This is a genomic window from Streptomyces sp. NPDC060184, from assembly GCF_042728795.1.
GTDB lineage: Bacteria > Actinomycetota > Actinomycetes > Streptomycetales > Streptomycetaceae > Streptomyces.
Window position 1 is genome coordinate 25952 of sequence record NZ_JBHWYX010000035.1, and the last position, 23212, is coordinate 49163.

The window sequence follows — 23212 nt, forward strand, 5'->3', positions numbered from 1 at the left end:
CACAGCAGCCTCCAACCCCCGGGGCGGAAGGGCTCCTTGACAGCCTCCCACTCGTCAGTCAATTATTCCATTAATTGACTCATGGAATTGGGGCGAGGCGTGGAACACCCGAGCACACCGAGCAAGACGTCCGAGCAATGGGCCCTGGAGGCCCGCGGTCTTGGCAAGCGGTACCGCCGCGGCTGGGCCCTGCGGGACTGCTCCTTCCGGCTCCCGGCCGGTCGGATCTGCGGTCTCGTCGGACCCAACGGCGCGGGCAAGAGCACCCTGCTGGGGATCGCGTCCCGGCAGATCGCCCCGACGGAGGGCGGGTTGACACTCTTCGGCATCCCGGTGGACGACACCTCGGCCATGCCCCGGTTCGCCTTCCTCGGCCAGGAGAAGCCGCTCTTCAAGCGGTTCACGGTGGCCGAGACGCTGCGGATGGGCGCCGAGCTGAACCCCGGCTGGGACATGGCGGCCTCGGAACGGATCGTCCGCTCGGGCCGGGTCCCGCTGGACGCCCGCGTCGGCACGCTCTCCGGCGGCCAGCGCACCCGGGTCGCGTTCGCGCTCGCCTTCGGCAAGCGCCCGGACCTGCTGCTGCTCGACGAGCCGATGTCGGACCTCGACCCGCTGGCGCGCGACGAGATGAGCACCCTGCTGATGTCGGAGGCCACCGAACGCGGCACCACGGTCCTGATGTCCTCCCACATGCTCGGCGAGCTGGAGGAGATGTGCGACTACCTGCTGGTGGTGTCGGAAGGCCGGCTCCGGATGGCCGGTGACACCGACACCCTGGTGCCCGCCCACGCCCTGGTGACCGGGCTGGCGGCGGACGGCGGGCTGCCGCCGGAGCTGACCCGCCACACCGTGATCGAGTCCCGCGTGCGCGGGCGCCAGTTCCAGGCGCTCGTACGCCCCGACGGCCCGCTCACCGGCGACTGGCAGATCAGCGAACCGAGCCTGGAGGAGGTACTGCTGGCCCACCTCCGTTCACCGGACGCGCCCGCGCTCCTCACCCCGGGCGCCCGCGTCGACATCGAAGGGATCACCGCATCATGACCACCATCACCCCGACCGACGCCGCCACGGGGGCGGGCACCGTCCGGCGCGGCCCGCTGCGCGGGCTGACCTGGCTCATGGCGCGTCAGCACCGGGCGACGCTGTACTCCGTGTGCGCGCTGGTGGTCCTCGGTGCCGCCGCGATCCTCCGGCTGCGCGCAGGGATGATCGACAAGCTGGACGCGGCCGGCTGGCCGGGGAAGGACCTGACGAGCTCGCTCCAGCTCGGCCAGCTCTTCAGCTATCTCATGCTGGGGCTGGGCTCCTTCCCGGTGCTCCTCGGGGTCTTCGTCGGCGCACCGCTGATCTCCTCCGACCAGGAGCAGGGGACGGCCCAGCTCGTCACCACCCAGTCGGTGCCGCGCCACCGCTGGCTGCTCGCCAAACTGACGCTGGGTTACACCCTCGCGCTCGCCGCCGGCCTGGTGCTCTCCGTGCTGTGCACCTGGTGGTGGAAGCCGTACCGCGAGGTCTTCCCCGCCTCCTGGCTGGAGGCGTCGGTCTTCGACAACACCGGCCCGGTGCTGCCCGCGTTCTGCCTCTTCCTGACGGCGGTCGGCGTCACCGTAGGGGTGCTGCTGCGCCGCGTGATGCTCTCCATGTCGGTGACCCTCGCCGTCAGCGTCGTCGTGAACGTCGTCTGGGGCCGGTTCCGCAGCAGCCTCGGCACCAGCCATCTGCTCACCTATCCGCTGAACGGCGAGATGCCGACCACGCACCAGGGCCTGCAGCAGCTGGACAACTGGGTCGGCACCGCCGACGGCACGCTCTACGGCTGGGGCACCTGCGCCGAGGCGACCGATGCCGCGCAGAACGCCTGCGTCAAGGAGAAGGGCATCGTGAACAACGTCGTCGAGTACCTCGAATACGACCAGATGACCTCCATGCAGTGGACCGGCGCGGCGATCCTGCTCGCCGCCACGCTGGTCCTGACGGTTTTCGTCGTGTGGCGCGTCTCGCGGCGCCCGCTGTGACGGAGCGCCCTCCGTGTCCGTAAAGTCTCCTCAGTCGAGCGGAAGGGTGAAGAGCAGTGGTCGTTTTCCGCATCGACCGGCGCAGCGGCATCGCCACGTACCTGCAGATCGTGCACCAGGTCGAGCAGGCCCTGCGGATGGGCGCCCTCCAGGAGGGGGACAAGCTGCCCACGGCCGCCCAGGTGGCGGCCACCACCAAGGTCAACCCCAATACGACCCTCAAGGCGTACCGGGAGCTGGAGCGCCTGGGTTTCGCCGAGGTGCGCCAGGGGGCGGGCACCTTCATCACCCGTGACCTCGCCCGGCCCCAGTCGGGTCCGGACTCGCCGCTGCGCACCGCTCTCGACGCGTGGCTGGTCCAGGCGCGTACCGAGGGGTTGTCGGGGCACGACGTGAAGGCGCTGTTCAGCGCCGCGTACGAGACGGCGTACCCGCAGGAGGGCTGAGGCACCGGCCGGACGGACGGGGGTGCGGCGCCCTCAAGAAGTCGTGGAGGGCTTTCCCGCAGCCGCCGTCAGATGGGCGTAGACGGGCAGGTCGATGTCCCCGGCCTTGGCGAACTGGGCGGCGAGCACCTGCCGCATGGGCCAGCGGTTCATCGACCGCATCGAGGCGGCGCGCAGCCGGATGGCGAGCGCGCCGTTCGGTGCGTACCCGGAGGTGCCACCGGGAGGGAGCTGCTGCGCCCGGTCGACGTAGGGGCGCATGATCCGGTCGTAGGCGCGGAAGGCGTCGAGGTGACCGGCGCCGGGCGTGGACAACTCCCCGGCCAGCACGTACGCGCCGACGAGGGCGAGGCTCGTCCCCATGCCGGTGAGCGGCGAGGGGCTGTACCCGGCGTCACCGAGGAGCACCGCCCGCCCGCGCGACCAGCTGTCGAGGCGTACCTGCCCGAGGGAGTCGAAGAAGAAGTCGTCCGAGGTGCGCATCGCCGCCACCAGGCGCGGGACTTCCCATCCGGCGCCCTCGAAACGGCGGGCCAGCAGGGCCCGTTGGGCGTCGGTGTCGTGGCGGTCGTACGCGAAGGGCTCCGCGCGGAAGCTGAGTCCGGCCTTGATCTCACCGGGGAGCCGGCCGGGGCGCGCGGAGGCGACGAGCCCGCCGGGGGCGTTGAACATCCGGAACCAGCCGCCGAGGTCCCACTCCTCCTGGGCCGTGAACCACGCGGTGAAGCAGTTGAGCGGGCGGACGAAGGCGGCCTCGGGCCCGAAGGCGAGGGCCCGGACGGTGGAGTGCGGCCCGTCGGCACCCACCACGATCCCGAAGCGGCGCCGGCCCGCCCTCTCGAAGGTGACCGTGACGCCGTCGTCGTCCTGGACGAGCCCGGTGAGGGTGTCGTCGAAGAGGTACTCCGTGCCGGGAGCGGCCGGTGCGGCGTCCGAGGTCGGCGAGGTGGCATCGTAGAGGAGGCGGGCGAGGTCGCCGCGGAGTATCTCGATCTCGGAGACGATCCCCTCCCCGCCGAAGGCTGCCGTCGGCATCTCGGCGGTGACGCGGTCCCGGGCGTCCACCAGGGCGAGGCCGCGCTGGTCGACGGCGACGGCACGCGCCCGGTCCATGAGCCCCATGCGGCCGATCACCTCCCGGCCGGCGCCCCGGAGGTCCACCGTCTGTCCGCCCGGCCGGGGGCTCGGCGCCCGCTCGACGACCGTGACGCGGAAACCGGCCGCGCGTAGCCAGTACGCGAGGGCGGGACCGGCGATACCGGCGCCGGAGATGAGTACGTCGTTTCTTCCCATGAATGGGAATGTACGGCGTACGCAACGCGGCCTGCAAGCCATGGATCCCTTTGAAAACAGGGAAATTGACCGCCTGTGCACTAGTACGGAAGGGGCCGGGCGCACCCGCCCTTCCGGTGGTTTCCCGGATGCGGCCCCTTCCGTCGCAGCCAGGCGCTACAGTGCCGACCGACAGAGGTGCACTAGTACGGAGGCGTCATGGGGCGGCCGGAGGAAGAGCAGGGCGGACCGGCGCGGGCACTGCCGCAGGAGCCGCCCTACCGCCGGATCGCCGCGGTCCTGCGGCAGCGGATCGAGTCGGGGGAGCTCGGCCCCGGGGAGCGCATCCCCTCCACCCGGGAGATCGCCCGGCAGTGGGGGGTCGCCATGGCCACCGCGACCAAGGTCATCGCCGAGCTGCGTCACGCGGGCCTGGTCCGCCCGGTGTCCGGCGTCGGCACCGTGGTCGAGAACGCCGCGCGAACGCGGCGCACGGCCCCGCCCGCGACGCCCCCGCTCCGGGCCTCCGCCTCGACGCCCCCGCTCCCGGCCCCGGCTCGCGCCTCGGCCGGACCGGCCGTCGCGCTGGCCAGGGAGCGGATCATCGCGACGGCCATCGCGGTCGCCGACGTCGAGGGGCTGGGCGCGGTCTCGATGCGGCGGGTGGCCAACGAACTGGGGGTGGCGACCATGTCGCTCTACCGTCACGTGACCGACAAGGACGACCTGCTGACGCAGATGATGGAGGCCGCCTGCTCCGAGTGGCGCCTCCCCGCGGACCCCCCGGCGGGCTGGCGGGCGCGGCTGGAAATCGCCGCCCGGCTGCTCTGGCAGACGTTCCGCCGCCACCCCTGGCTCGCGCCCGCGCTCTCGGTGACCCGGCCGCAGCTGCTCGCCGGGGCGCTGCCCTTCACCGAGTGGGTCCTGCAGGCGCTGGACGGGCGCGGCCTCGACGGCCAGACGCACTTCACACTCCACATCACCCTGTTCAATTACGTGCGCGGTACCGCGGTCAATATCGAGCCCGAAGCCGTGGCCGAGGAATTCACCGGCCTGACGAGCGACGAGTGGATGGACACGCAGGAATCACAACTCCGGGAGGCATTCTCGACCGGTGCGTTCCCGACGTTGGAGCGCATCGCCGCGGCCGGGTACGACTTCGATCTCGACATGCTTTTCGAGTTCGGCCTGCAACGCCTGCTGGATGGTTTCGCCACCCGGATCGAGAGCCTTCGGGCACCGCGGCACCCCTGACGCCCGCACCCCTGACACCGGCTCGCCCCCCGACGCCGGCTCGCCCTTGACGCCGGCACCCCGGCCCTCACTTGCCGCGTCCGGGACGCCTCTGGCGAGCGACCCCCGTTCAGTCCGCCCGCGCACCCGGCGCCGGACCGCTCCCGGCCGCGCCCTTCACCCGCCCCGCGCCCGTGCCCGTACGGCGACGGGCGGCGGCGCGTCCCGGGAAGTCGGGGTCGTCCTCGGCGGTCGGCAGGGCGCGGTGCCCCTCCGAGTGGTCGTTGACCCAGCCGCAGCCCGGACAGGCGTAGCGCCCGTCCAGACCGGCGATGAGCGTGCCGCACCGGCGGCACTCCGTGTACGTGACCTCGGGCGCGGCCATGGGGCCGTCGAGGGCGGGCCGCCCGGCGGGGCGCGATCCCGGGACGGCCGTGCCCGCACCGGACGGGCACTCGGCGGAAGAATCCATGCCGGAAGGCTACGCCGCGCGTGTGCCGCGCGGCATCCTCCGTGGACGGCCGGGAGCGGAGCCGTACGACGGGGAACGGAAACGCGACGACGGGGACCGCGAACCGAGCGGACAACGAGCGGACAACACCGGGCGGGAGCACAAAAAAGCCCCGGACCGTATTGGCGTCCGAGGCGTCCGTCTGCTTAAACTGAATGTTTCCGTGATTTCGGTGCGTCAGCTCCGCGTCAACTCCGCAGCGCATCACGGGAGAAATTCACAGGGCTCACCTTATCTTTTACGGAGTCACATTGTCAAGCGAGGAAATGGTTCGCGAGCAGGAATTCGTCACCCTGCTCCACGCGCGTCTCGACGCCCTGCGGGAGGGGGCCGAGGGCTCCGTGCGCGGCTCGCTGGGGCAGCCCGTGCACAGCCGCCAGGCCCGGCTGGAGCGGGACGTCACCGTCGCCGAGCAGTCGGACCGCCTCGCCACGCTGAACGCCGTGGAGGACGGGCTCTGTTTCGGCCGGATCGACCTCCGCGACGGCGGGCACCACCACATCGGCCGCCTCGGCATCCGTGCCGAGGACGAGGCGCGCACCCCGCTGCTCATCGACTGGCGTGCCCCGGTGGCCCGCCCGTTCTACCTGGCGACGGGCCACACCCCGATGGGGCTCCGGCGGCGCAGACACCTGACCACGCGCGAACGCCGGGTCACCGCCCTGCACGACGAGATCCTGGACCTGGACGAGACCGCGCCCGCGCTCCGGACCGGCCACGAGGACCCCAACGGCGACGCCGTGCTGCTGGCCGCCGTGAACGCCACCCGCACCGGCCGCATGACGGACATCGTGCGGACCATCCAGGCCGAGCAGGACCGCATCATCCGCGCCCCGCACCGGGGTGTACTCGTGGTGGAGGGCGGGCCAGGCACCGGAAAGACGGCGGTGGCCCTGCACCGTGCCGCCTACCTCCTGTACGCGTACCGCGAGCAGCTGGCGCGCCGCGCGGTGCTGATCGTCGGCCCCAACCCCGCCTTCCTCGGCTACATCGGCAATGTGCTGCCTTCCCTGGGCGAGACCGGTGTGCTGCTGGCCACCCCGGACGAGCTCTTCCCCGGGGTACGAGCCACCGGCACCGACACCCCGGAGGCCGCGTCCGTCAAGGGCGCCGCCCGGATGGCCGAGGCGCTGCGCGGTGCGGTCGCGGACCTCCAGCGGCTGCCCGTCGACCCCGTCGAGATCGCGCACGACCGGGACACCCTGTTCCTCGACCGCGACACGGTCGAGCGCGTCAGGGCGGAGGCCCGGAACACCGGGCTGCCGCACAACCTCGCCCGCCGCCCGTTCGCCGAGGGGATCGTCGACGCGCTGACGCGGCAGCTCGCCGACCGCATCGGAGCCGACCCGCTGGGCGGCCCCAATCTCCTGGACCCCTCCGACATCGAGCAGTTGCACGATGAAGTGGCGGACAACGAGGAGGTGCACGCGGCGGTCGACGGGCTCTGGCCCCGCCTCACCCCCGCTCAGTTCCTCGCCGCCTACCTCACCGCCCCCACCGGGCTCCTGCCCGGGGAGGCGGAGACGGTCCGCCGGGACGCCACGGACCCCACCGGGCTGACGGACCGCACGGAGTGGACCCCCGCCGACATCCCCCTGCTCGACGAGGCCGCCGAGCTGCTCGGCGAGGACGACAGCGCCCGGCGGGCGGCCGAGGAGGCGGAGCGCCGGAAACGGATCGCGTACGCCCAGGGTGTGCTGGACCTCTCGGAAGGCTCGCGCTCCACCGACTTCGAGGACGAGGACGACGCCGAGATCCTCTCCGCGCACGACATCATCGACGCCGAGCGCTTCGCCGAACGCCAGGAGGAGGCGGACCACCGCAGCGCCGCCGAACGCGCCGCCGCCGACCGGACCTGGGCCTTCGGCCACATCATCGTCGACGAGGCGCAGGAACTCTCCGCGATGGCCTGGCGGTTGCTGATGCGCCGCTGCCCGACCCGCTCCATGACGCTCGTCGGCGATCCGGCGCAGACCGGTTCGGCGGCCGGGGCCGACTCCTGGGCGGACATTCTCGGCCCGTACGTGGGCGACCGCTGGGAGCACACCCGCCTGGACGTCAACTACCGTACGCCGAAGGAGATCATGGAGACGGCCGCCGAGGTCCGGCGGGAGACCGATCCGTCCTTCGAACCGCCCCGGTCGGTGCGTTCCACCGGTGTCGCGCCGTGGACCCTGACCGCCGAGCCGGAGAAGCTGGTGCGTACGGCGGCCGAGGCCGTCGCCCGGGAGGCCCGGAACGGGGGGAAACTCGCGGTGATCGCCCCGCGGGAGCTCCACGTCGAGCTGGCCGAGGCCCTGCCGGGCGCATCGTCCGGACCGGACCCCGACCTGGCGGCCCCGGTGGTGATCCTGGACGCGCGGCAGTCCAAGGGGCTGGAGTTCGACTCGGTGGTCGTCGTCGCGCCCGAACGCATCAGGACCGGTTCACCGCGCGGGGTCAACGACCTGTACGTGGCGCTGACCCGGGCGACCCAGCGGCTCGGGCTGATCGGGTTCGCCCCGGTGCTGCCGGAGGAGGACGCGTAGAGCCTTCCGTCCCGATCCGCCTCCCGGGTGCGGCCTCCCGGACGCCGTCCGCTCCCGGGTGCGGCCTCTCGGACGCCGCCTCTCTCAGATGCCGCCCACGATGCTGGGCGGCACGACCAGGTGCCGGGCCCGGTGCTCCAGGACCAGCGCCCGCGGCATCGTCGTGGACACCGCGTCCGAGGCGCACCGGCCGCAGGACGGAACGGTGGCGGGTACGTGTGCCGTGTGCTGGTTGGCGATGTGCTGGGAGAGCCTGATCTGCGTGGTGATCACCTGGTCGAAGGGGTCGCAGTCGATGCCCGGACCGACCTCCTCCCGGGCCGCCGCCGCGAGTTCGGGCGCTTCCCTCATCCGCCGGTACAGGGTCACGCAGTCTTCGCAGTCCCACATCCAGGGTGGCGGGAGAGGCCACTTGTCGGCTTCTTCGGCGTCGAGGTCTTCCACGGCGACCACGGTAGCGCCCGGCGGCCGTGCGCGGTGAGCAATGGACTATTTACTCACCGCCACGGGTAGACGCCGGGAACGCCCGCCCGGGAACGCCCGCCCGGTCACGCCCCGCCCGGCGGAATCAGAGCACCAGACCGGGGTCCGAGGTGATCTCGACGACGCTCCACGGTTCGTAGGGCAGGGCGGTGAGCCCGTCCCGCAGCGCCCGCCGCACCCGGTCCTCGCCCGCGAGGTCCCAGCTGTCCGGCGGCACCACGAAGACGATCTCGACGTAGAGCTTCTGGCCCACCTTGCTGGTGCGCAGCACCGGTTCGGGGAGCCCTTCGGCGACGCGCACCCGCTCCACCACCTCGCGTACCCGCTGGTGCACGTCCGGTTCCGGGGCGGACTCCAGCAGCTCGGACGTGGCCTGCCGGAGCATGCGTACGGGCAGCCCGCCGAGCAGTACGCAGCTCAGCAGGACCAGCACCGAGTCGGCGTACTGCTTCGCGCCGTGCCACACCGTCGTGCCCAGCAGCAGCGCCACCGCGCCGCCCACCGCGATGAGGAAGCTGGTGACGGCCCCGGCGAGCCAGACCGTGGCCTCCGTCCGGATCAGGTCCGAGCGCGGGCCGCGCCGCGTCAGATAGGCGTACGCCGCGAGGCAGGCCAGGCCGGTCACCGCCCCGTACACCGCCAGGCCCAGCGCCGCCACCTCGGACCCGCCGTCGAGGATGACGCGTACCGCCTCCACGGCGGCGTAGCCGAGCGTGCCGAGCAGCGCGAGGCCCTGCACCCCCACGACCACCGGCACCAGGGACTCGCGCCCGAACGGGAAGCGCGACGTCGGACCGGCCGCGGCACTGCGGGAGGCGCGGAGCGCGAGCCAGGACAGGCCGAGACCGAGGACGGTGTAGACGCCGTCGAGCAGGATCACCTGCGACCCGGCCACGAGCCCCCACGCCACACCCACCACCGCGACGGCGACCGAGACCGCCATCGAGACGCGCAGGGCCCGCTGTTCGTGCCGCGCCGCCCGGGACGGTCCTCCGTCTTCCACCCCCTCATCGTTATGGGGGCCCGGCCGGGCGGCAACCGGACCTCGCCGCGCAGGTGTCCGGGTCGCCGGCCGCACCGGCCGGAGGCGCCGGGCCCCACGGGCCGGGGTCGCCGGGCCCCACCGGCCGGAGGCGTCAGGCCGCACCGGCCGGTACGTGACGCGTCCGGCCCTCGGGCCGGGTCCGGGAGTTTCGGCCATCCCCTCCCGGGCCGGGCCCCTTGTGCCGCACGGGTTGATGCAGCCCGCACGCACGTACGGCCTGGTGTGGCGCGCCCGGGGCTCGACCGAAACACACGCGTTCGTCCTCCCCGTGCCGTCGTTGAGCCTGGTGCCCCGGCCGGACCGGCCGCCGCGCCCGGGGCGTGCGACATGCCCCAGACCCGACACCGCACGCCGTCCGCACCAGGGGAGCGATCCGTGGCATACGCGAGGGCCGACTGGTCCGCACACTTCAGCGAGGGGCGCGGTCTCGCGCGACTCGGCGACGAGGAGAAACGGCTCCTGGCCGAGCACGTCCCGGCTCCCGAGGGCGGCGCGGTCGTCGTGATCACCCCCGTCGCCGATGCGGCCACCCCCGGGGAGCGGCGCCCCATCGCCCTGGACGAGGACGAGCTCGGTCTTCTCGCGGACGGCTTCGAGGAGACCGCCCGGTTCGACGCGGCGGGCCTGGCGTTCCTGGTGCTGCGACGGCCCGTACGAACCTTCCGCACCGGCTCCGTCTTCCGTGCCGGTTCCGCCTGCCGCACCTTCCACACCGACTCCGTCTTCCGCACCGCCCGCGCTTGCGCACCGCCCGCGCCCGTCGCGCCGTCCGCACCTGGAGGCATCCATGCCTGACGCCCCGCCCCGAACGGCGGCCCCCCTCTCCTGGGCCCCCTCCCTCTCGCCCGACGCCCCCGTCCTCCCCTCAGTACTGGGGGTCTTCGCGCACCCCGACGACGAAAGCCTCCTCGCCGGTGGTGTGCTCGCCCAGCACGCGGCGGCCGGCTCCCGCACGGCGGTCGTCACCACGACCTGGGCCCCGGACAGCCCCCGGGCGGCCGAGCTCGCCGCGGCCCTGGACGTTCTCGGCGCGGGCGCGCCGCGGATGCTCGGGTACCGCGACGCCCGCAACGAGTCCTCCGCACCCGGACGGCCCCGGCTGTGCGACGCGGACCTGGACGAGGCGGTCGCCGCGGTGGTCGCGCACATCAGGGGGTTCCGCCCCGCCGCCGTCCTCACCCATGACGCGTTCGGCCAGCTCACCGGCCACGCGGACCACCGGCGCACCCATCAGGTGACCCTGCTCGCCGTCCAGGCCGCCGGGCTGTACCCCGAGGCAGGTGAGCCGTGGCGGACCGGCGCCCTCTACGCGGGGACCCACCCGGCCTCCGCGGCGGGCGACCTCGGGCGCCTGATGAACGGCGTCGGCAAGACGGCGCTGAGCGTGCCGGACGCGTACACGACCACCGCCGTGGACGTGACGGACCAACTCGCCAGGAAATGGGCGGCGATCAGCTCGCACGCCAGTCAACTCCTGGGCGAACGACCGCTGCCCGCCGTCCTCTCCCGCCTCGACGCGGAGCGCCGTACCCGCATCCTGCGCCGCGAGTACTTCACCCGCCTCACGCCCGGCCCCGTCCCCCACCCCCGTACCGGCTCCGACGGCGCCCCCTCATAGCGGCGTTCACCCCTCGCCACCAAGACGCACCCCTCTCCCCCCTCTCTCTCCTTCCTCCCTTCGAAAACCGGAGCACCGATGACAACGACTTCCCCCTCGGACGAGCGGTCCGGTCCGGCGATGAGCGACGAGGCGTACGGAGCCTTACGCGCGTCGGCAGCCCTGTGGGCGGGCGCCTCCGTGCTGATCACCAACCAGCTCGGGCAGGTCCTGGTCCAGAGCGTCGACTACCGCGACACGCGCCTGCTGCCGGGCGGCGCCGTCGACAAGGGCGAGTCCCCCGCGCACGCGGCCTCCCGCGAGCTGAGGGAAGAACTCGGGGTCACCGCCGTGGTCGACCGGGGTCTCGCCGTGGACTGGATCTCCGCCGACACCGTCGGCGCGCCCGCGAGCATGCGGTTTCCCGGCGAGCTCCTGCACGTCTTCGACGGCGGTACGTGGGACGCCGACCGGATCGCGGGAATCCGGCTCCCCGAGAGCGAGATCACCGGCGTCGAGTTCGTCGAGCCCGCCCGGCTGCCCGGCCTGCTCTCCCCGGTCGACGCCCGCCGCGCCCTCGCCGCGCTGCGCGCCCGGATCAACGGTTCCGGCGCGGTGCTCCTGGAGAACGGCCGCCCGCTCGCCCCCACGGTCCTCGACCGACTCGCCGTCCTGGGGACCGCCCGCGCCGAGCAGCGCTACCCGTGGCACCCGAGCACGACCCCGGCCCGGCTGCACGCGGCCGAGGTCCGGGGGTGGCTCTTCGCGCCGGACGGCCGCGTACTCGCCCTCCTCGACCCCGACACCGGAGCCGCCCGTCTGCCGGGGGCCGCGAGCACGGCGCACGACGGGGGCGACCCGGTGGCGACCCTGCGGCGCGGGGCCGGTGAGGAGGCGGCGGCCCGGATCGGCACGCCCCTGCTCCTCGGCCATCTGACGGCCCCCGCGGGGCAGCCCGGCCTGCTGCGGTACGCCGCGACGCTCGACGGTGTCGGCCCGGCGCCCACCGAACGAACGCACACCCGTGTCCTGGCCACCCCGGAGCAGGTCGCGGAGCTCTTCGACTGGGGACCGCCCGCCACCGGCCAGCTCGCCGCCGTCCACCAGGCCCGCCGCCGGCTCGGTCTCCCCGAGGCCGCCCGCCGCCCGGTCACCGAACTCACGGATGCCGCCACCTGGTGAGCGGACCGGCCCCTGCCCTCCGGCCCCCTGTCCCGGACCCCCGCCCGGCGCGGCTCGGCGGCGTCAGGAGGCCGGCCTGCGCAGCAGCCACTGCCCCAGGGTCCGGCGCGGAGGCCGCACCACCACGTTGCCGTGAGCCTTCTGGCCGACGAGCTCCACGCGCAGCGTGATCGGTATGCCCTCGGGCTGCGGCGCGCGGCGGTGCTTGAGCTTGCAGTGCGCCAGGGCCAGGCCGTCGACATCGACCTCGATGCCCGGCCGCGTGACCAGTGTCAGGCTCTTCCCCGCCATGGCGACATCGATCCGCAGGGTGTCCTGTGTGATGACGGCCTCGGTGAAGTCGAGCGTCACGTCGCACCAGCTCACCGCGAGCTCCAGCCGCCGCGGCAGCACCCAGCGGCCCGTCCGCTCGATCGGGCCGCTGAAGACCTGCTCGATCCGGACGACGTCCTTGACCTCGGCCGCCGTACCGTCCGCGGCGACCGAGACGGCCGGGAGATCGGCGGTGAGCACGGCCAGTTCGCCCAATGTCCGTGCCGCCAGCGCGAGTTCCACGCGCTCGTCCAGCTCGTCCGCGTCCAGCAGACCGTCCCCCGCCGCGATGCGCAGCACATCGACCACCCGGTCCCGGTCCGCGTGGGAGGCCCGCAACCCGGGCGACGAGCCGGAGTCCGAGCGCTTCCCGGTGGGTGACATCTCTCCCGACATGCTTCCGTCCTGGTCCTCACACGCGTGGGCGCGACGCGGGCAGCGGGCGCAGGCAGAAGACTAGGCCGTCATCCGTGATCCCGGTGGATCGGTGCACACCGTCGGAGACGGTACGTCGTCGGCCGGGTGCGCGGCCCACAGGCGGATCAGGCGGTCGGATCAGGGCGGTCGGATCAGGCGCGGCACGTACGTCTGGAAGCAGACCCCCAAGAAGGGCGATCAAGGTGGCCGGGGGGAATGGGCGGGCGCGGAACGCCGGAAAGGGCGGAATCTGGGGCGGCATCGAGAAGGGCAACTCGGGCGCGGCGCGGGACAACGCGAAACAGCCGGCTCCGGCGCAGTGGGTCGTAAAGCCTCGGGCCGCCATGGCCACATGGGCGGGAACTTCCATCTTCAAGAGCGGGTACGACAACGGAATCATCCGGAGCCGCCGACGGAAAATCGGAGGGTTCACCAAGGACCTGGCGATGGACTAGGATTTCGGCAAGGTGGCGGTGGGCATAGCCCTAGGGACCAAGAGCATGAAGGCCGGAAACTCCGTTTCCCTCAGGGCAATACGGAGATATGGATCATGCGGGGTTTCCAGGCTTCCGGCGGTCCCGCCTGACAGTTCGCAGGAGATCAGTAAGTGAACAACCACCTCGGCCCCCTGGAACTCGTAGCCGGATCATGGGTCATAGGCGACCCGAGCGGTGATCACATACGGTTCGAGCAGGGTGGACTGTCGCATTGGGCGGGTGGCACGGCAGCTCCGCCGGTGTCCTGGACGCTGCTCAAGGATCTTCGGATCGAGGTGGTCGCCACGCGCCTGGGGAACTCAAAGGGGTTTGTCTGGACCGTGGGTTTCATGGCAAATCTGTCGGGCGCTTCCTACAGTCGTGGCGGCCCTGCCCGCCTGATGTCAGATCTGAGTGATGTGCGTCGGTACTGGGAGGCGGAGTTCAGGCACCACGCCCGCCGCTACCCCTATCGGGAGATCAGGCTTCTGTCCGGATTCCTGCGCCAGGTGGTCGCGCGCGGAGAGGCATCACGCCTCGGGGACCCCGCATGGGTTTCCACGGTCGTCGAGAGGCTGCGCGGCACCCCACGCAGCCTGCCATGGAAACGCAAGGCGGCGATCAAGCAGATTCTGGACAACTGCTGATCTCACGACCCGGCTGATGCACAGGGGGCACCCGTACGCACGAGTCCCCCTTCTCGCAAACGAACAGGAAATCAGTGGATGAACAACCGTCTCGGCCCCCTGGAGTACATAAACGGCTCCTGGATCATCGGTGATCCGAACAAGGATCACCTCCGATTCGAGCAGAGCGGAATGTCCCACCGGGTCGGAGGCGTGGAAGAACCCCCCGTCCCCTGGGACGCATTCACCGAAATGGAGATCTACGCCGTCGCGACACGACTGGGCAACTCCAAGGGACTGGCCAAGGCCACCCAAATCATGGCGAACCTCAGAGGCGCGTCCGTCTCCGGCGGCGGACCGGCGCACCTCATGGCACACCTGCGCAACGGACGCGGCGCCTGGAAAGCGGAGTTCAGCCACCACGCACGCTGGTACCCACCACGCGAAATCAGGATTCTCTCCCGGTTCCTCGGCCAAGTCGCCGAGCGCGGAGAGGCATCACACCTCGGCGACCCCGCATGGGTCTCCACCGTCGTCGAACGACTGAGACAGCTCCCGCACAGCCTCCCGCGAGCACGCAAAGCAGCGATCAAGCAGATTCTGGACGACTGTCCGCTGATCCTGAAGGGCTGATCTCCGACCGGAGCGACAGCCTTCTGAAAAAGCAGGAAAGGGCCACACATACAGGAAAGGACCACCGGAGCTGGTAAGCCGGGGCCCTTTCCGCGGCAGAGCCGAAGCGGAGAGGCAGACGAGTCGGGCTGTACGCCGGGTTCTGTCGCCCGGTCGCCTCGCGGCGGCCGGGGAGACGGCCATCCATCTAGGACCGGCATTGCTGCCGGCCTCCTGCGGTCTACCCGCGAACTCGGGCGGGCCGCCCTCGAACGTTCGCGCAGGGCCGTCTTGCGACGGTCCTTCTTGACCTTGCTCCGGGTGGGGTTTACCTAGCCGCCTGAGTCACCTCAGGCGCTGGTGGTCTCTTACACCACCGTTTCACCCTTACCCGGGACCTGGGTCCCGGGCGGTCTGTTTTCTGTGGCACTGTCCCGCGAGTCACCTCGGGTGGCCGTTAGCCACCACCCTGCCCTGTGGAGCCCGGACGTTCCTCGGGGAGATCCGGAGATCCCCACGCGGCCGTCCGCCCGGCTCGTCTGCCGTGGGGCCATCGTACCCGGCACGGAAGGGCTCCCGCCTACGGCTCCTCGCCGCCCCGCCCTCGCGGCCTCAGCCGGAGAAGGCGGTGATGCCCGCGGTCCAGGCCTCGGTGAGGTCGGTGTCCGGGGGGAAGCGGCCGTTCAGTTCGAGGACGACCATGCCGTGGGCGAACGCCCAGGCGGCTCTGGCGCGGTCCGCGTCGCCGGCGACGGCCCGGTAGAGGGGGGCGGCGGCCTTGCGGCGGTCGGGGACGAGGGCCGGGAGGTCCGGGCGGCAGCCGGTGGCGAGCAGGTAGAGGTGGGGGTGGGCCAGGGCGTAGGTGCGGTAGGCCGTGGCCAGGACGGGGAACGAGCCGGGCGCCGACGCCTCGGCGGCGGTCAGTACGGCGGCCGTCTCGCGGTACATCTCGGCCGCCAGGGCCGCCACCACGGAGGACTTGTCGGGGAAGTACTTGTACAGGGACGAGGCCCGGAACCCCACGCGTTCGGCCAGGCGCCGCATGGTGAGGGCCTCCGGCCCCTCCTCCTCCAGCAGGGCGCGGGCGGCGGCGACGATCTGCCGGGGGCGGCCGGGGGCGAGGCCGGCAGGGGCAGCACGGACGGCGAGGTCGGTCACGCGGTGGGGCCTTTCCTTTCCTGGCCCCGGAGCGTCCGTGGCGGCCAGCGCGATCGTACGAGATCAGGCCGTGATGGCCGAAAGGAGACCCACGCCTGACCGACCGGAAGGGCCCAGCGCCTCGGCCCCCGGGGGGTGCCCGCGACCGGCCCGGGGTCCTCCCCCGGCCCCGTAACCTGGTTGTTCCGCCCCCGTACGAAGGAGAACCGCCGTGCTCGTGCTGTTGCCGCCCTCCGAGGGCAAGGCCGCCCCGGGACGCGGAGCACCCCTGAAGCCCGAGTCCCTGTCGCTGCCGGGGCTCGCCCCGGCGCGTGCGGCCGTGCTGGACGAGCTGGTGGAGCTGTGTCTGGCCGACGAGGAGAAGGCGCGCGGTGTGCTCGGGCTCACCGAGGGGCTGCGCGGCGAGGTCGGCAAGAACGCCGAGCTGCGTACGGCTCCGACCCGGCCGGCCGGCGAGATCTACACCGGGGTGCTGTACGACGCGCTGGATCTGGCCACCCTGGACGCGGCGGCCCGGCGGCGGGCCTCGTCCTCGCTGCTGGTCTTCTCCGGGCTGTGGGGTGCCGTACGGGTGAGTGACCGGATTCCGTCGTACCGCTGCTCGATGGGCGTGAAGCTGCCGGGCCTCGGCTCGCTCGCCGCGCACTGGCGTACGGCGATGGAGCCGGTCCTGCCGGAGGCCGCCGGTGACGGGCTCGTCCTGGACCTGCGGTCCTCCGCGTACGCGTCGGCGTGGAAGCCGAAGGGGGAGCTCGCGGGGCGTACGGCGAGCGTGCGGGTGCTCCACGCGCAGCTGGTCGACGGGGTCGAGAAGCGTTCCGTGGTCAGCCACTTCAACAAGGCGACGAAGGGCCGCATGGTCCGGGACCTGCTGGAGGCGGGCGCCGCGCCGGGGAGTCCTGAGCAGCTCGTGGAGGTGCTGCGGGACCTCGGCTACGTGGTGGAGGCGCAGGCTCCGGCCCGCGCGGGCCGGCCGTGGTCGCTCGACGTGGTGGTGACGGAGATCCACTGAGGGAGGGTTGGTGAAAGGGGCCCCGCGAGGGGGATCCGCTGAAGGGGATCCGCTGAGGAGGCTCCCCCGAGCAGATCCGATTCCGCCCGGCCCAGGGGTCGCGTTGCAGCATGCGCAACGGTCGTTGCAGGGAGTGCGGTACGGCGGCAGGATGACGTCATGACCGCCTCCCCCGCGCCCGTCGCCGCCGCCTCCACCCCGTCCGCACCGTCCCCTTCCGTACTCGATCTGGCCCCCGTCGTCCCCGTCGTCGTGCTGGAGGACGCGGCGGACGCCGTGCCGCTCGCCCGGGCGCTCGTCGCGGGCGGTCTCCCGGCGATCGAGGTGACCCTCCGGACGCCCGCGGCACTGGAGGCCATCGCGGCCATCGCCCGCGAGGTGCCGGAGGCCCTGGTGGGCGCGGGCACGGTGATATCCGCGGCGAACGTGGCGGAGACGGTGGCCGCCGGGGCGAAGTTCCTGGTGAGCCCGGGGTGGACGGACACCCTGCTGGCGGCGATGCGGGCGTCCGGGCTGCCTTTCCTGCCGGGCGTCTCGTCCGCCTCCGAGGTGGTCGCGCTGCTGGAACGCGGGGTCACCGACATGAAGTTCTTCCCGGCGGAGGCGGCCGGCGGCACCGCCTACCTCAAGGCGCTCGCGGCCCCGCTGCCGCAGGCGCGGTTCTGCCCCACCGGTGGCATCTCCGCAACCTCCGCCCCGCACTATCTCGCTCTGCCCAACGTCGGCTGCGTGGGAGGCAGTTGGATGCTCCCGGGTCAGGCCGTCGCCACGAAGGACTGGGCGCGGGTGGAGCGACTGGCCGCCGAGGCGGCGGCCCTGCGCGGCTGAGCCCGAGCGCGCCCCGGCCGCGAGGGCCGGGGCGACCGGGGCGACCGGGGCGACTACCGCAGGTACGAGGTGTCGTTGAAGAGGCGCACGGAGGCGTTGCCGTCGGCGTAGTGGGCGACCTCGGAGAGCGACGCGGCGGCCAGCTCCATCCGGAACATGGACTCCGGCGGGGCGCCCAGGGCCAGCCTGACCAGGGTCTTGATCGGCGTCACATGGCTGACCAGCAGCACGGTGCGGCCCGCGTACGCGGCGGCCAGCCGGTCGCGGGCGACGGCCACCCGGTCAGCGACCTCCACGAAGCTCTCGCCGCCCCCCGTGGGCTCCGCCCGGGGGTCGGTGAGCCAGGTCGTCAGGTCGGAGCCGTACCGTTCACGGACCTCGGCGAAGCTGAGCCCTTCCCAGGCGCCGAAGTCGGTCTCGCGCAGCCCCTCGTCGATCGTCACGTCGAGGCCGAGCCGGGCCGCCACCGCGCCCGCCGTCTCGCGGCACCGGCGCAGCGGTGAGCTGACGATCTCCTGGACGGTGCCGAGGGCCGCGAAGTGCGCGGCGGCGCGTTCGGCCTGCTCGCGGCCGGTCGCGGAGAGCTCCGGGTCGGTGCCGCCGCTGCCGGAGAACCGCTTCTCCGGGGTCAGGGCGGTCTCCCCGTGCCGGAGCAGCAGGAAGGTGGCGGGGGCGCCCATGTCCGGCGCGGCGGCCCACCCCCTCCGGGGCGCGGCGGCCGGGGCGGCGTCCGCCTCGGCGGTACGCGTGGGGGACGCGGCACCGGGGGCGCTCGCGGGGCCCGTGGACCCGGTACGGGCGGCGGCGAGGGCGGCGCGCACCTTGGCCGCTCCGGCGGACGCGTCGCCCACCTCTCCGGGCGGTACGTCGCCGAACTCGCCGACGGCCGGGCGGGCCGGGGCGTCCAGGGCGGCGGTGGAGGCGGAGGGCGCCCACTGCTCGCCCCGGCGGCCCGCGTCCATCGCCTCGTTGGCGAGCCGGTCCGCGTGCTTGTTCCGCTCGCGCGGCATCCACTCGTACGTGACGGCGGACGGCGGGAAGACGGTGGCCGCCTCCGCCGCGAGGGGCTTCATGTCGGGGTGCTTGATCTTCCAGCGGCCCGACATCTGCTCGACCACCAGCTTCGAGTCCATCCGCACGTGGACCCGGACCGAACCGTCCGCCGCCTCCGGGAACAGCGCCTTCGCGGCCCGCAGGCCGGCGATCAGGCCCCGGTACTCGGCGACGTTGTTCGTCGCGATGCCGATGTACTCGGCGGCCTCGGCGAGGGTCTCGCCGGTCGCCGGGTCGACGACGACGGCGCCGTAACCGGCGGGCCCCGGGTTGCCCCGGGAACCGCCGTCGGCTTCGACGACGAGCTGGTGGGACGAGGTCATTACAGGCCCGACTCCGAGGTGCGCACCAGGATGCGGTGGCAGTTCTCGCAGCGGAGCACGGTGTCGGGGGACGCCGCCTTCACGTCGTTGACCTCGGTGATGTTCAGCTCCAGGCGGCAGCCCTCGCAGCGGCGCTGGTAGAGCCGGGCGGCACCGACACCGCCCTGCTGGGTACGGAGCTTGTCGTACAGCTTCAGCAGGTCGGCGGGGATGACGTCGGCGACGACCGCGCGGTCCTTGGTGATCGTCTCGGTCTGGGCGTCGAACTCCTTGAGTGCGACGTCGCGGCGCCCGGTGGCGTCGTCGACCTTGGCCTGCACGGCGGCGACCCGGTCGGTCAGTTCGGCGACGCGCTCCTGGGCGGCCTCGCGGCGCTCCATGATTTCGAGGACGACGTCCTCCAGGTCGCCCTGGCGCTTGGCCAGCGAGGTGATCTCGCGCTGGAGGTTCTCCAGGTCCTTCGGCGAGGAGACCGCGCCGGAGTCGAGACGCTGCTGGTCGCGGACGGCGCGCTGGCGCACCTGGTCGACGTCCTGCTCCGCCTTGGTCTGCTCGCGGCTGGTGTCGCTCTCCTCGGTCTGCGAGGCGACCAGCAGGTCGCGGAGCTGCGCGAGGTCGTTGTTGAGGGACTCGATCTCGGCGTGCTCCGGCAGCGAGGCCCGCTTGTGCGCGGTCTGCGCGAGGCGAACGTCGAGTGCCTGGACGTCGAGGAGTCGGATCTGGTCGGCGGGCGCGGCGTTCAGTTGGGGGCTCCAGAAGAGTGGTGGGTGGTCCAGGGGTCGGTGACCTGCTTCGAGACGTGGACCCGCAGGTCCCATCCGTGGCGGTCGGAAATCGCGTCGAGCTGTGCCGCCGCCTGCTCGCACCAGGGCCACTCGGTGGCCCAGTGCGCGGCGTCGACCAGGCCGAGCGGGGAGTGCTGCACGGCCTCGGAGGCCGGGTGGTGGCGCAGGTCGGCGGTGAGGAAGGCGTCGACGCCCGCCGCGCGCACCGCGTCGAAGAGGCTGTCGCCGGAGCCGCCGCTGACGGCGACCGTGCGCACGGTCGCCTCCGGGTCGCCGGCCAGCCGGATGCCCTGCGCGGTGGCGGGCAGCCGGGCGGCGGCGCGGGCGGCGAAGTCGCTCAGCGTCTCGGGGTGGTCGAGCTCGCAGATCCGTCCGAGGCCGCGACGGCCGTGCTGGTCGGTGGGGTCGGGCACCAGGGGGCCGGTGACCCGCAGGCCGAGCGCTCCGGCCAGGGCGTCGGAGACGCCGGGGTCGGCGGTGTCGGCGTTGGTGTGCGCGACGTGCAGCGCGATGCCCTGCCGGATGAGCGTGTGCACGACCCGGCCCTTGAAGGTGTCGGCCGCGACGGTCGTCGTACCCCGCAGGTAGAGGGGGTGGTGGGTGACGATCAGCTGGGCACCGAGCCGTACCGCCTCGTCGACGACGCTCCCCACCGGGTCGACCGCGAACAGGACCCGGTCGGTCTCCGCGTCCAGGTCGCCGCAGACCGTACCCACCGCGTCCCACCCCTCGGCCCGCTCGGGGGGCCAGAGGGCGTCGAGCTCGGCGATGACTTCAGACAGACGGGGCACGGGGAAAGGCTACCTGGCCTGCGCACCCCACCGGTCATGGCTGCGCGTACCCATCCGTAGCGGCCCACTCCGGTCACGCATCGTCACCTGGCACGGGGGTGGGCGGGCGTCGGACACGCGCCGGACGAGCGCAGGCGCACACGTCGCGCGGAAGCCGGACACGCGTCGACCGGCATCGGACGGACCGGTACCGGGACGGGGAGCGGCAGAAGCACAGCCCTTCGGCGCCTCACGGGCAAATCCGGTTTACACCATCCTTATGTGTGAAGCGGCGGGTGTGGCGTCGTTCGTGGGAAAGCGCGAAAACTAGCTTCGGTCGCCGGAGGTGACACACCCATGACTGCCTGTGTCGCAGAAGGTCTGACCGGAGGGGGCGTCGGGGCGGCCGGGGAGCCGGAACCCGCCTCCGACGAACCCGAGGATCCCGGGACCCCCGGGGAGCCGCAGAGACAAAGACGCGGAGGGCTGGAGGAGCGGGGACCGGGGCGGCCGGTGGAATCCGGACCGGACGCCACGCCGTACGCCGCACCGGGCGGCGGCGCCCTGCCCGTGCCCGGCCCCCGCACGTCCGTGCCCGGCGGGTCCGGCACCGACGGGTCTCGCGCCGACGAGGGTGCGGGGGGCATGGCCATCCGGGTCGTCGTGACCGGGCGGACGGTCGTGCCCACGGGCGCCCCGGTCGGCCGGGGGGTCGACGCGACGACGCTCGTCCCGCTGGTCGGGGCGGTCGTCGGCTCCCCCGCGGCGGCCTCCTTCCACACGTCCACCGGATCGTCGGCCCCCGTCGGAACGGCAGCCACCGCCGGTACGAGGACCGGCGCGACCACCCCGGCGTCCGCGCCCGTCGCGCCCGCACCCGCACCCGCACCCGCACCCGCACCCGCACCCACGGTCGCCGTCACCACCACGGCCACGGCCAACGCCGCCACCAACGCGACCGCCACCACCAACGCCGCCGGGCTGTCGGCCGTACGGCGCCCCGCGCCCCCCGCCGGGGGCGCTCCCCTCCCCCGCCGCATCCCGCCCCCGCCCGCCCATCCCCCCGCCGTGGCGGCCCACCGGGCCCCGCACGCGGCGGGCACGCCGACGCTCTCGGCGGACGGCGCCTACGCGGCGCGGCTCACGATGGGCGGCAGCGCGGCGCTCGGCCGGGGCTGGTATCCGGAGCGGTGGACGCTCGACGGCCCGGAGCCGTACGCCGTACCGCTCCCGCTCGACCAGCCCGAGGAGCCCGACTCCCAGGTGGTGCCGCTCGCGGACGGGCGGGTGCTGATCCGGCGGCGGGTCGCCGACCGGCACGCGTTCTCGCTGCTCTACCCGACCGGTCCCGGGACCGGCGAGCTCTCTCTGGGGACCGTGGAGTGCGAGCGGATGACGCTGCTCCCGCCGGCCCCGGACGGGGTGAGCGTCTACGCCCTGGCGCCGGGCATCTTCACCACCTCCGTCTGGCGGGTGGCGGGCGGCTCGTTCGGGCCCGAGCACGTGGCCGACGTGCCGGGGCTCTGCTCCGGCGGCGTCTGGCTGGACCGTACGGGCCGTGTGCTGGCGCTCGACCGCCGGCCGCCCGGCAGAGGGCCGGTGAAGACGGTCGCCGTCGACCTCGAACGCCGCGGCGAGGTGACTCCGCTCCTCCAGATCACGCCGGAGAGCAACGACCGGCTGCTGATCGCCGAACCGGACAGCGGACTCTTCCTGCTCCGCTCGGACGCGCCCGGACACGACCGGCTCGGCTGGGGCGTGCTGGGCAGCGCCCTGCCCGTACGTTTCCCCGAGTGCCTGCGCCCGGCGGACGTGGCGGTCACCCCGTTCGCGGTGCAGCCGGGGCAGATGCTGATGCCGGAGACCTGCGCGGTGGCGTTGCGGATCGACGGGGCGGCGGGCAGCTGGCTCGGCGTCTGGCGCCCGGCGGGCCGCCGGCTGCACCAGTTCGTGGCCCCGGCGGGCTGGCTGGCCGGGACGGGCTCCTGGAGCCGCGAGGGCGTGCTGAGCCTGCCGTACGAGCGCCCCGACACGCCCTGCGGGCTGGTGCGGCTGGAGGTGCCGGAGGACGTCGCCTCCGTCGCCCCGGACGCGTACGGCGGTGCGCGGTGCGGTCCCGGGGCGGTGGACGGATCCGGAACGCAACCATCCGTGGACGGATCATCTCCTGAGGGGTGTAGGCCGGTTCCGCTGGGGCAGGCGCCGTTGCACGGTGGCCCGCTCCGGGAGGACCGGTAGCGGCACGGCGGGCGAACCCCGTCGGTCGCGGCACTAAGATTTCCCCGGGGGCTACGCAGTCGTTTCGTACGGGTGCGCAGTGTGATCGTGCGCCCAGAGGGCTTTCCGGACGCGCGGAGCGGAGTCCGGGAGGACCGGAACGGACGGCGGCGGGCCCCCGGTACACACGCAAGCGAGCGCAACGGGGTGACTTCCCAGATGTCTGAAGCCCGAACCGACACGATGCAGACGTGCCCGCCGGGGGCGGACACGCAACGGGCCGACGCAGGCGGCTCCGGAAAGCACCG

The 23212-nt window shown here is 73.1% G+C and carries 22 protein-coding genes and 1 other RNA gene; 13 read left to right on the plus strand and 10 right to left on the minus strand.

Annotation, left to right across the window (positions count from 1 at the left end; translation table 11 throughout):
- The first annotated feature begins 81 nt into the window (after positions 1–81).
- Genes ACFWEE_RS22630 through ACFWEE_RS22640 form a run of 3 tightly spaced genes read left to right on the plus strand, consistent with a single transcriptional unit; the run spans position 82 to position 2464 of the window.
- Positions 82–1044, plus strand: coding sequence for an ABC transporter ATP-binding protein (locus ACFWEE_RS22630; RefSeq protein WP_386891572.1), 963 nt, complete (start codon positions 82–84; stop codon positions 1042–1044).
- A complete protein-coding gene (locus ACFWEE_RS22635; RefSeq protein WP_386891574.1) occupies positions 1041–2018 on the plus strand; it encodes an ABC transporter permease in 978 nt (325 codons plus the stop codon). The genes ACFWEE_RS22630 and ACFWEE_RS22635 overlap by 4 nt, the downstream gene beginning before the upstream one ends.
- Before the next feature lie 56 nt (positions 2019–2074).
- A complete protein-coding gene (locus ACFWEE_RS22640) occupies positions 2075–2464 on the plus strand; it encodes a GntR family transcriptional regulator (protein ID WP_386891576.1) in 390 nt (129 codons plus the stop codon).
- A 33-nt stretch (positions 2465–2497) separates the two neighbouring features.
- On the opposite strand, the gene ACFWEE_RS22645 is transcribed toward ACFWEE_RS22640, so the two are convergent.
- Entirely contained in the window at positions 2498–3757 is a 1260-nt protein-coding gene (locus ACFWEE_RS22645; protein ID WP_386891578.1) for an FAD-dependent monooxygenase, read from the minus strand.
- 198 nt (positions 3758–3955) lie between these two features.
- Here ACFWEE_RS22645 and ACFWEE_RS22650 point away from each other — a divergent pair, with 198 nt between their 5' ends.
- Entirely contained in the window at positions 3956–4990 is a 1035-nt protein-coding gene (locus ACFWEE_RS22650; protein WP_386891580.1) for a TetR/AcrR family transcriptional regulator C-terminal domain-containing protein, read from the plus strand.
- A gap of 109 nt (positions 4991–5099) precedes the next feature.
- Here the strand turns inward: ACFWEE_RS22650 and ACFWEE_RS22655 are convergent, their stop codons facing one another.
- A complete protein-coding gene (locus ACFWEE_RS22655; protein ID WP_386891581.1) occupies positions 5100–5441 on the minus strand; it encodes a hypothetical protein in 342 nt (113 codons plus the stop codon).
- A 305-nt stretch (positions 5442–5746) separates the two neighbouring features.
- Here ACFWEE_RS22655 and ACFWEE_RS22660 point away from each other — a divergent pair, with 305 nt between their 5' ends.
- On the plus strand, positions 5747–8008 hold the full coding sequence (locus ACFWEE_RS22660; protein WP_386891669.1) for a HelD family protein: 2262 nt from the start codon (positions 5747–5749) through the stop codon (positions 8006–8008).
- Positions 8009–8092: 84 nt separating this feature from the next.
- Here the strand turns inward: ACFWEE_RS22660 and ACFWEE_RS22665 are convergent, their stop codons facing one another.
- Both ACFWEE_RS22665 and ACFWEE_RS22670 read right to left on the minus strand, forming a co-directional pair.
- Positions 8093–8452, minus strand: a complete 360-nt coding sequence (locus tag ACFWEE_RS22665; protein ID WP_386891583.1) for a hypothetical protein — start codon at positions 8450–8452, stop codon at positions 8093–8095.
- Positions 8453–8576: 124 nt separating this feature from the next.
- Positions 8577–9494, minus strand: coding sequence for a cation transporter (locus ACFWEE_RS22670; RefSeq protein WP_386891584.1), 918 nt, complete (start codon positions 9492–9494; stop codon positions 8577–8579).
- Positions 9495–9911: 417 nt separating this feature from the next.
- Between ACFWEE_RS22670 and ACFWEE_RS22675 the strand changes: the two genes are divergently transcribed.
- The 3 genes from ACFWEE_RS22675 (at position 9912) to ACFWEE_RS22685 (ending at position 12315) form a co-directional block, all read left to right on the plus strand.
- The gene (locus ACFWEE_RS22675) at positions 9912–10331 is read left to right on the plus strand and encodes a hypothetical protein (RefSeq protein ID WP_386891585.1); all 420 of its coding nucleotides are present in this window, start codon (positions 9912–9914) and stop codon (positions 10329–10331) included.
- On the plus strand, positions 10324–11154 hold the full coding sequence (locus ACFWEE_RS22680) for a PIG-L deacetylase family protein (RefSeq protein WP_386891587.1): 831 nt from the start codon (positions 10324–10326) through the stop codon (positions 11152–11154). Before ACFWEE_RS22675 ends, ACFWEE_RS22680 begins: the two co-directional genes overlap by 8 nt.
- 78 nt (positions 11155–11232) lie before the next feature.
- Positions 11233–12315, plus strand: a complete 1083-nt coding sequence (locus tag ACFWEE_RS22685; RefSeq protein ID WP_386891588.1) for an NUDIX domain-containing protein — start codon at positions 11233–11235, stop codon at positions 12313–12315.
- A gap of 63 nt (positions 12316–12378) precedes the next feature.
- Here ACFWEE_RS22685 and ACFWEE_RS22690 read toward each other — a convergent pair whose 3' ends face one another.
- Entirely contained in the window at positions 12379–13023 is a 645-nt protein-coding gene (locus ACFWEE_RS22690; protein ID WP_386891590.1) for a DUF1707 domain-containing protein, read from the minus strand.
- A gap of 628 nt (positions 13024–13651) precedes the next feature.
- Here ACFWEE_RS22690 and ACFWEE_RS22695 point away from each other — a divergent pair.
- Positions 13652–14167, plus strand: coding sequence for a hypothetical protein (locus ACFWEE_RS22695; RefSeq protein ID WP_386891591.1), 516 nt, complete (start codon positions 13652–13654; stop codon positions 14165–14167).
- A 78-nt stretch (positions 14168–14245) separates the two neighbouring features.
- Positions 14246–14779 (plus strand): hypothetical protein, encoded by a 534-nt coding sequence (locus tag ACFWEE_RS22700; RefSeq protein WP_386891593.1) that lies wholly within the window; start codon positions 14246–14248, stop codon positions 14777–14779.
- A 115-nt stretch (positions 14780–14894) separates the two neighbouring features.
- On the opposite strand, the gene rnpB is transcribed toward ACFWEE_RS22700, so the two are convergent.
- Together rnpB and ACFWEE_RS22710 are read right to left on the minus strand one after the other, a co-directional pair.
- Positions 14895–15296: RNase P RNA component class A (gene rnpB, locus ACFWEE_RS22705), an RNA gene on the minus strand.
- A 74-nt stretch (positions 15297–15370) separates the two neighbouring features.
- The gene (locus ACFWEE_RS22710) at positions 15371–15916 is read right to left on the minus strand and encodes a TetR/AcrR family transcriptional regulator (protein WP_386891595.1); all 546 of its coding nucleotides are present in this window, start codon (positions 15914–15916) and stop codon (positions 15371–15373) included.
- A 211-nt stretch (positions 15917–16127) separates the two neighbouring features.
- On the opposite strand from ACFWEE_RS22710, the gene yaaA reads away from it, so the two are divergent.
- Positions 16128–16928, plus strand: coding sequence for a peroxide stress protein YaaA (yaaA, locus tag ACFWEE_RS22715; RefSeq protein ID WP_386891597.1), 801 nt, complete (start codon positions 16128–16130; stop codon positions 16926–16928).
- Between the two features lie 159 nt (positions 16929–17087).
- Entirely contained in the window at positions 17088–17756 is a 669-nt protein-coding gene (gene eda / locus ACFWEE_RS22720; protein WP_386891598.1) for a bifunctional 4-hydroxy-2-oxoglutarate aldolase/2-dehydro-3-deoxy-phosphogluconate aldolase, read from the plus strand.
- 53 nt (positions 17757–17809) lie between these two features.
- Here the strand turns inward: eda and ACFWEE_RS22725 are convergent, their stop codons facing one another.
- From ACFWEE_RS22725 to ACFWEE_RS22735, 3 genes are read right to left on the minus strand one after another with little or no spacing between them, the layout of a single operon-like run.
- Positions 17810–19132 (minus strand): bifunctional RNase H/acid phosphatase, encoded by a 1323-nt coding sequence (locus ACFWEE_RS22725; RefSeq protein ID WP_386891600.1) that lies wholly within the window; start codon positions 19130–19132, stop codon positions 17810–17812.
- On the minus strand, positions 19132–19875 hold the full coding sequence (locus tag ACFWEE_RS22730; RefSeq protein ID WP_386891671.1) for a zinc ribbon domain-containing protein: 744 nt from the start codon (positions 19873–19875) through the stop codon (positions 19132–19134). The genes ACFWEE_RS22725 and ACFWEE_RS22730 overlap by 1 nt, the downstream gene beginning before the upstream one ends.
- The gene (locus ACFWEE_RS22735) at positions 19872–20708 is read right to left on the minus strand and encodes a Nif3-like dinuclear metal center hexameric protein (protein ID WP_386891602.1); all 837 of its coding nucleotides are present in this window, start codon (positions 20706–20708) and stop codon (positions 19872–19874) included. Before ACFWEE_RS22735 ends, ACFWEE_RS22730 begins: the two co-directional genes overlap by 4 nt.
- A 492-nt stretch (positions 20709–21200) precedes the next feature.
- Between ACFWEE_RS22735 and ACFWEE_RS22740 the strand changes: the two genes are divergently transcribed.
- Positions 21201–22925 carry a hypothetical protein gene (locus tag ACFWEE_RS22740; RefSeq protein WP_386891603.1) on the plus strand — a complete coding sequence of 575 codons (1725 nt, stop codon included), beginning with the start codon at positions 21201–21203 and terminating at the stop codon, positions 22923–22925.
- Positions 22926–23212 lie beyond the last annotated feature (287 nt).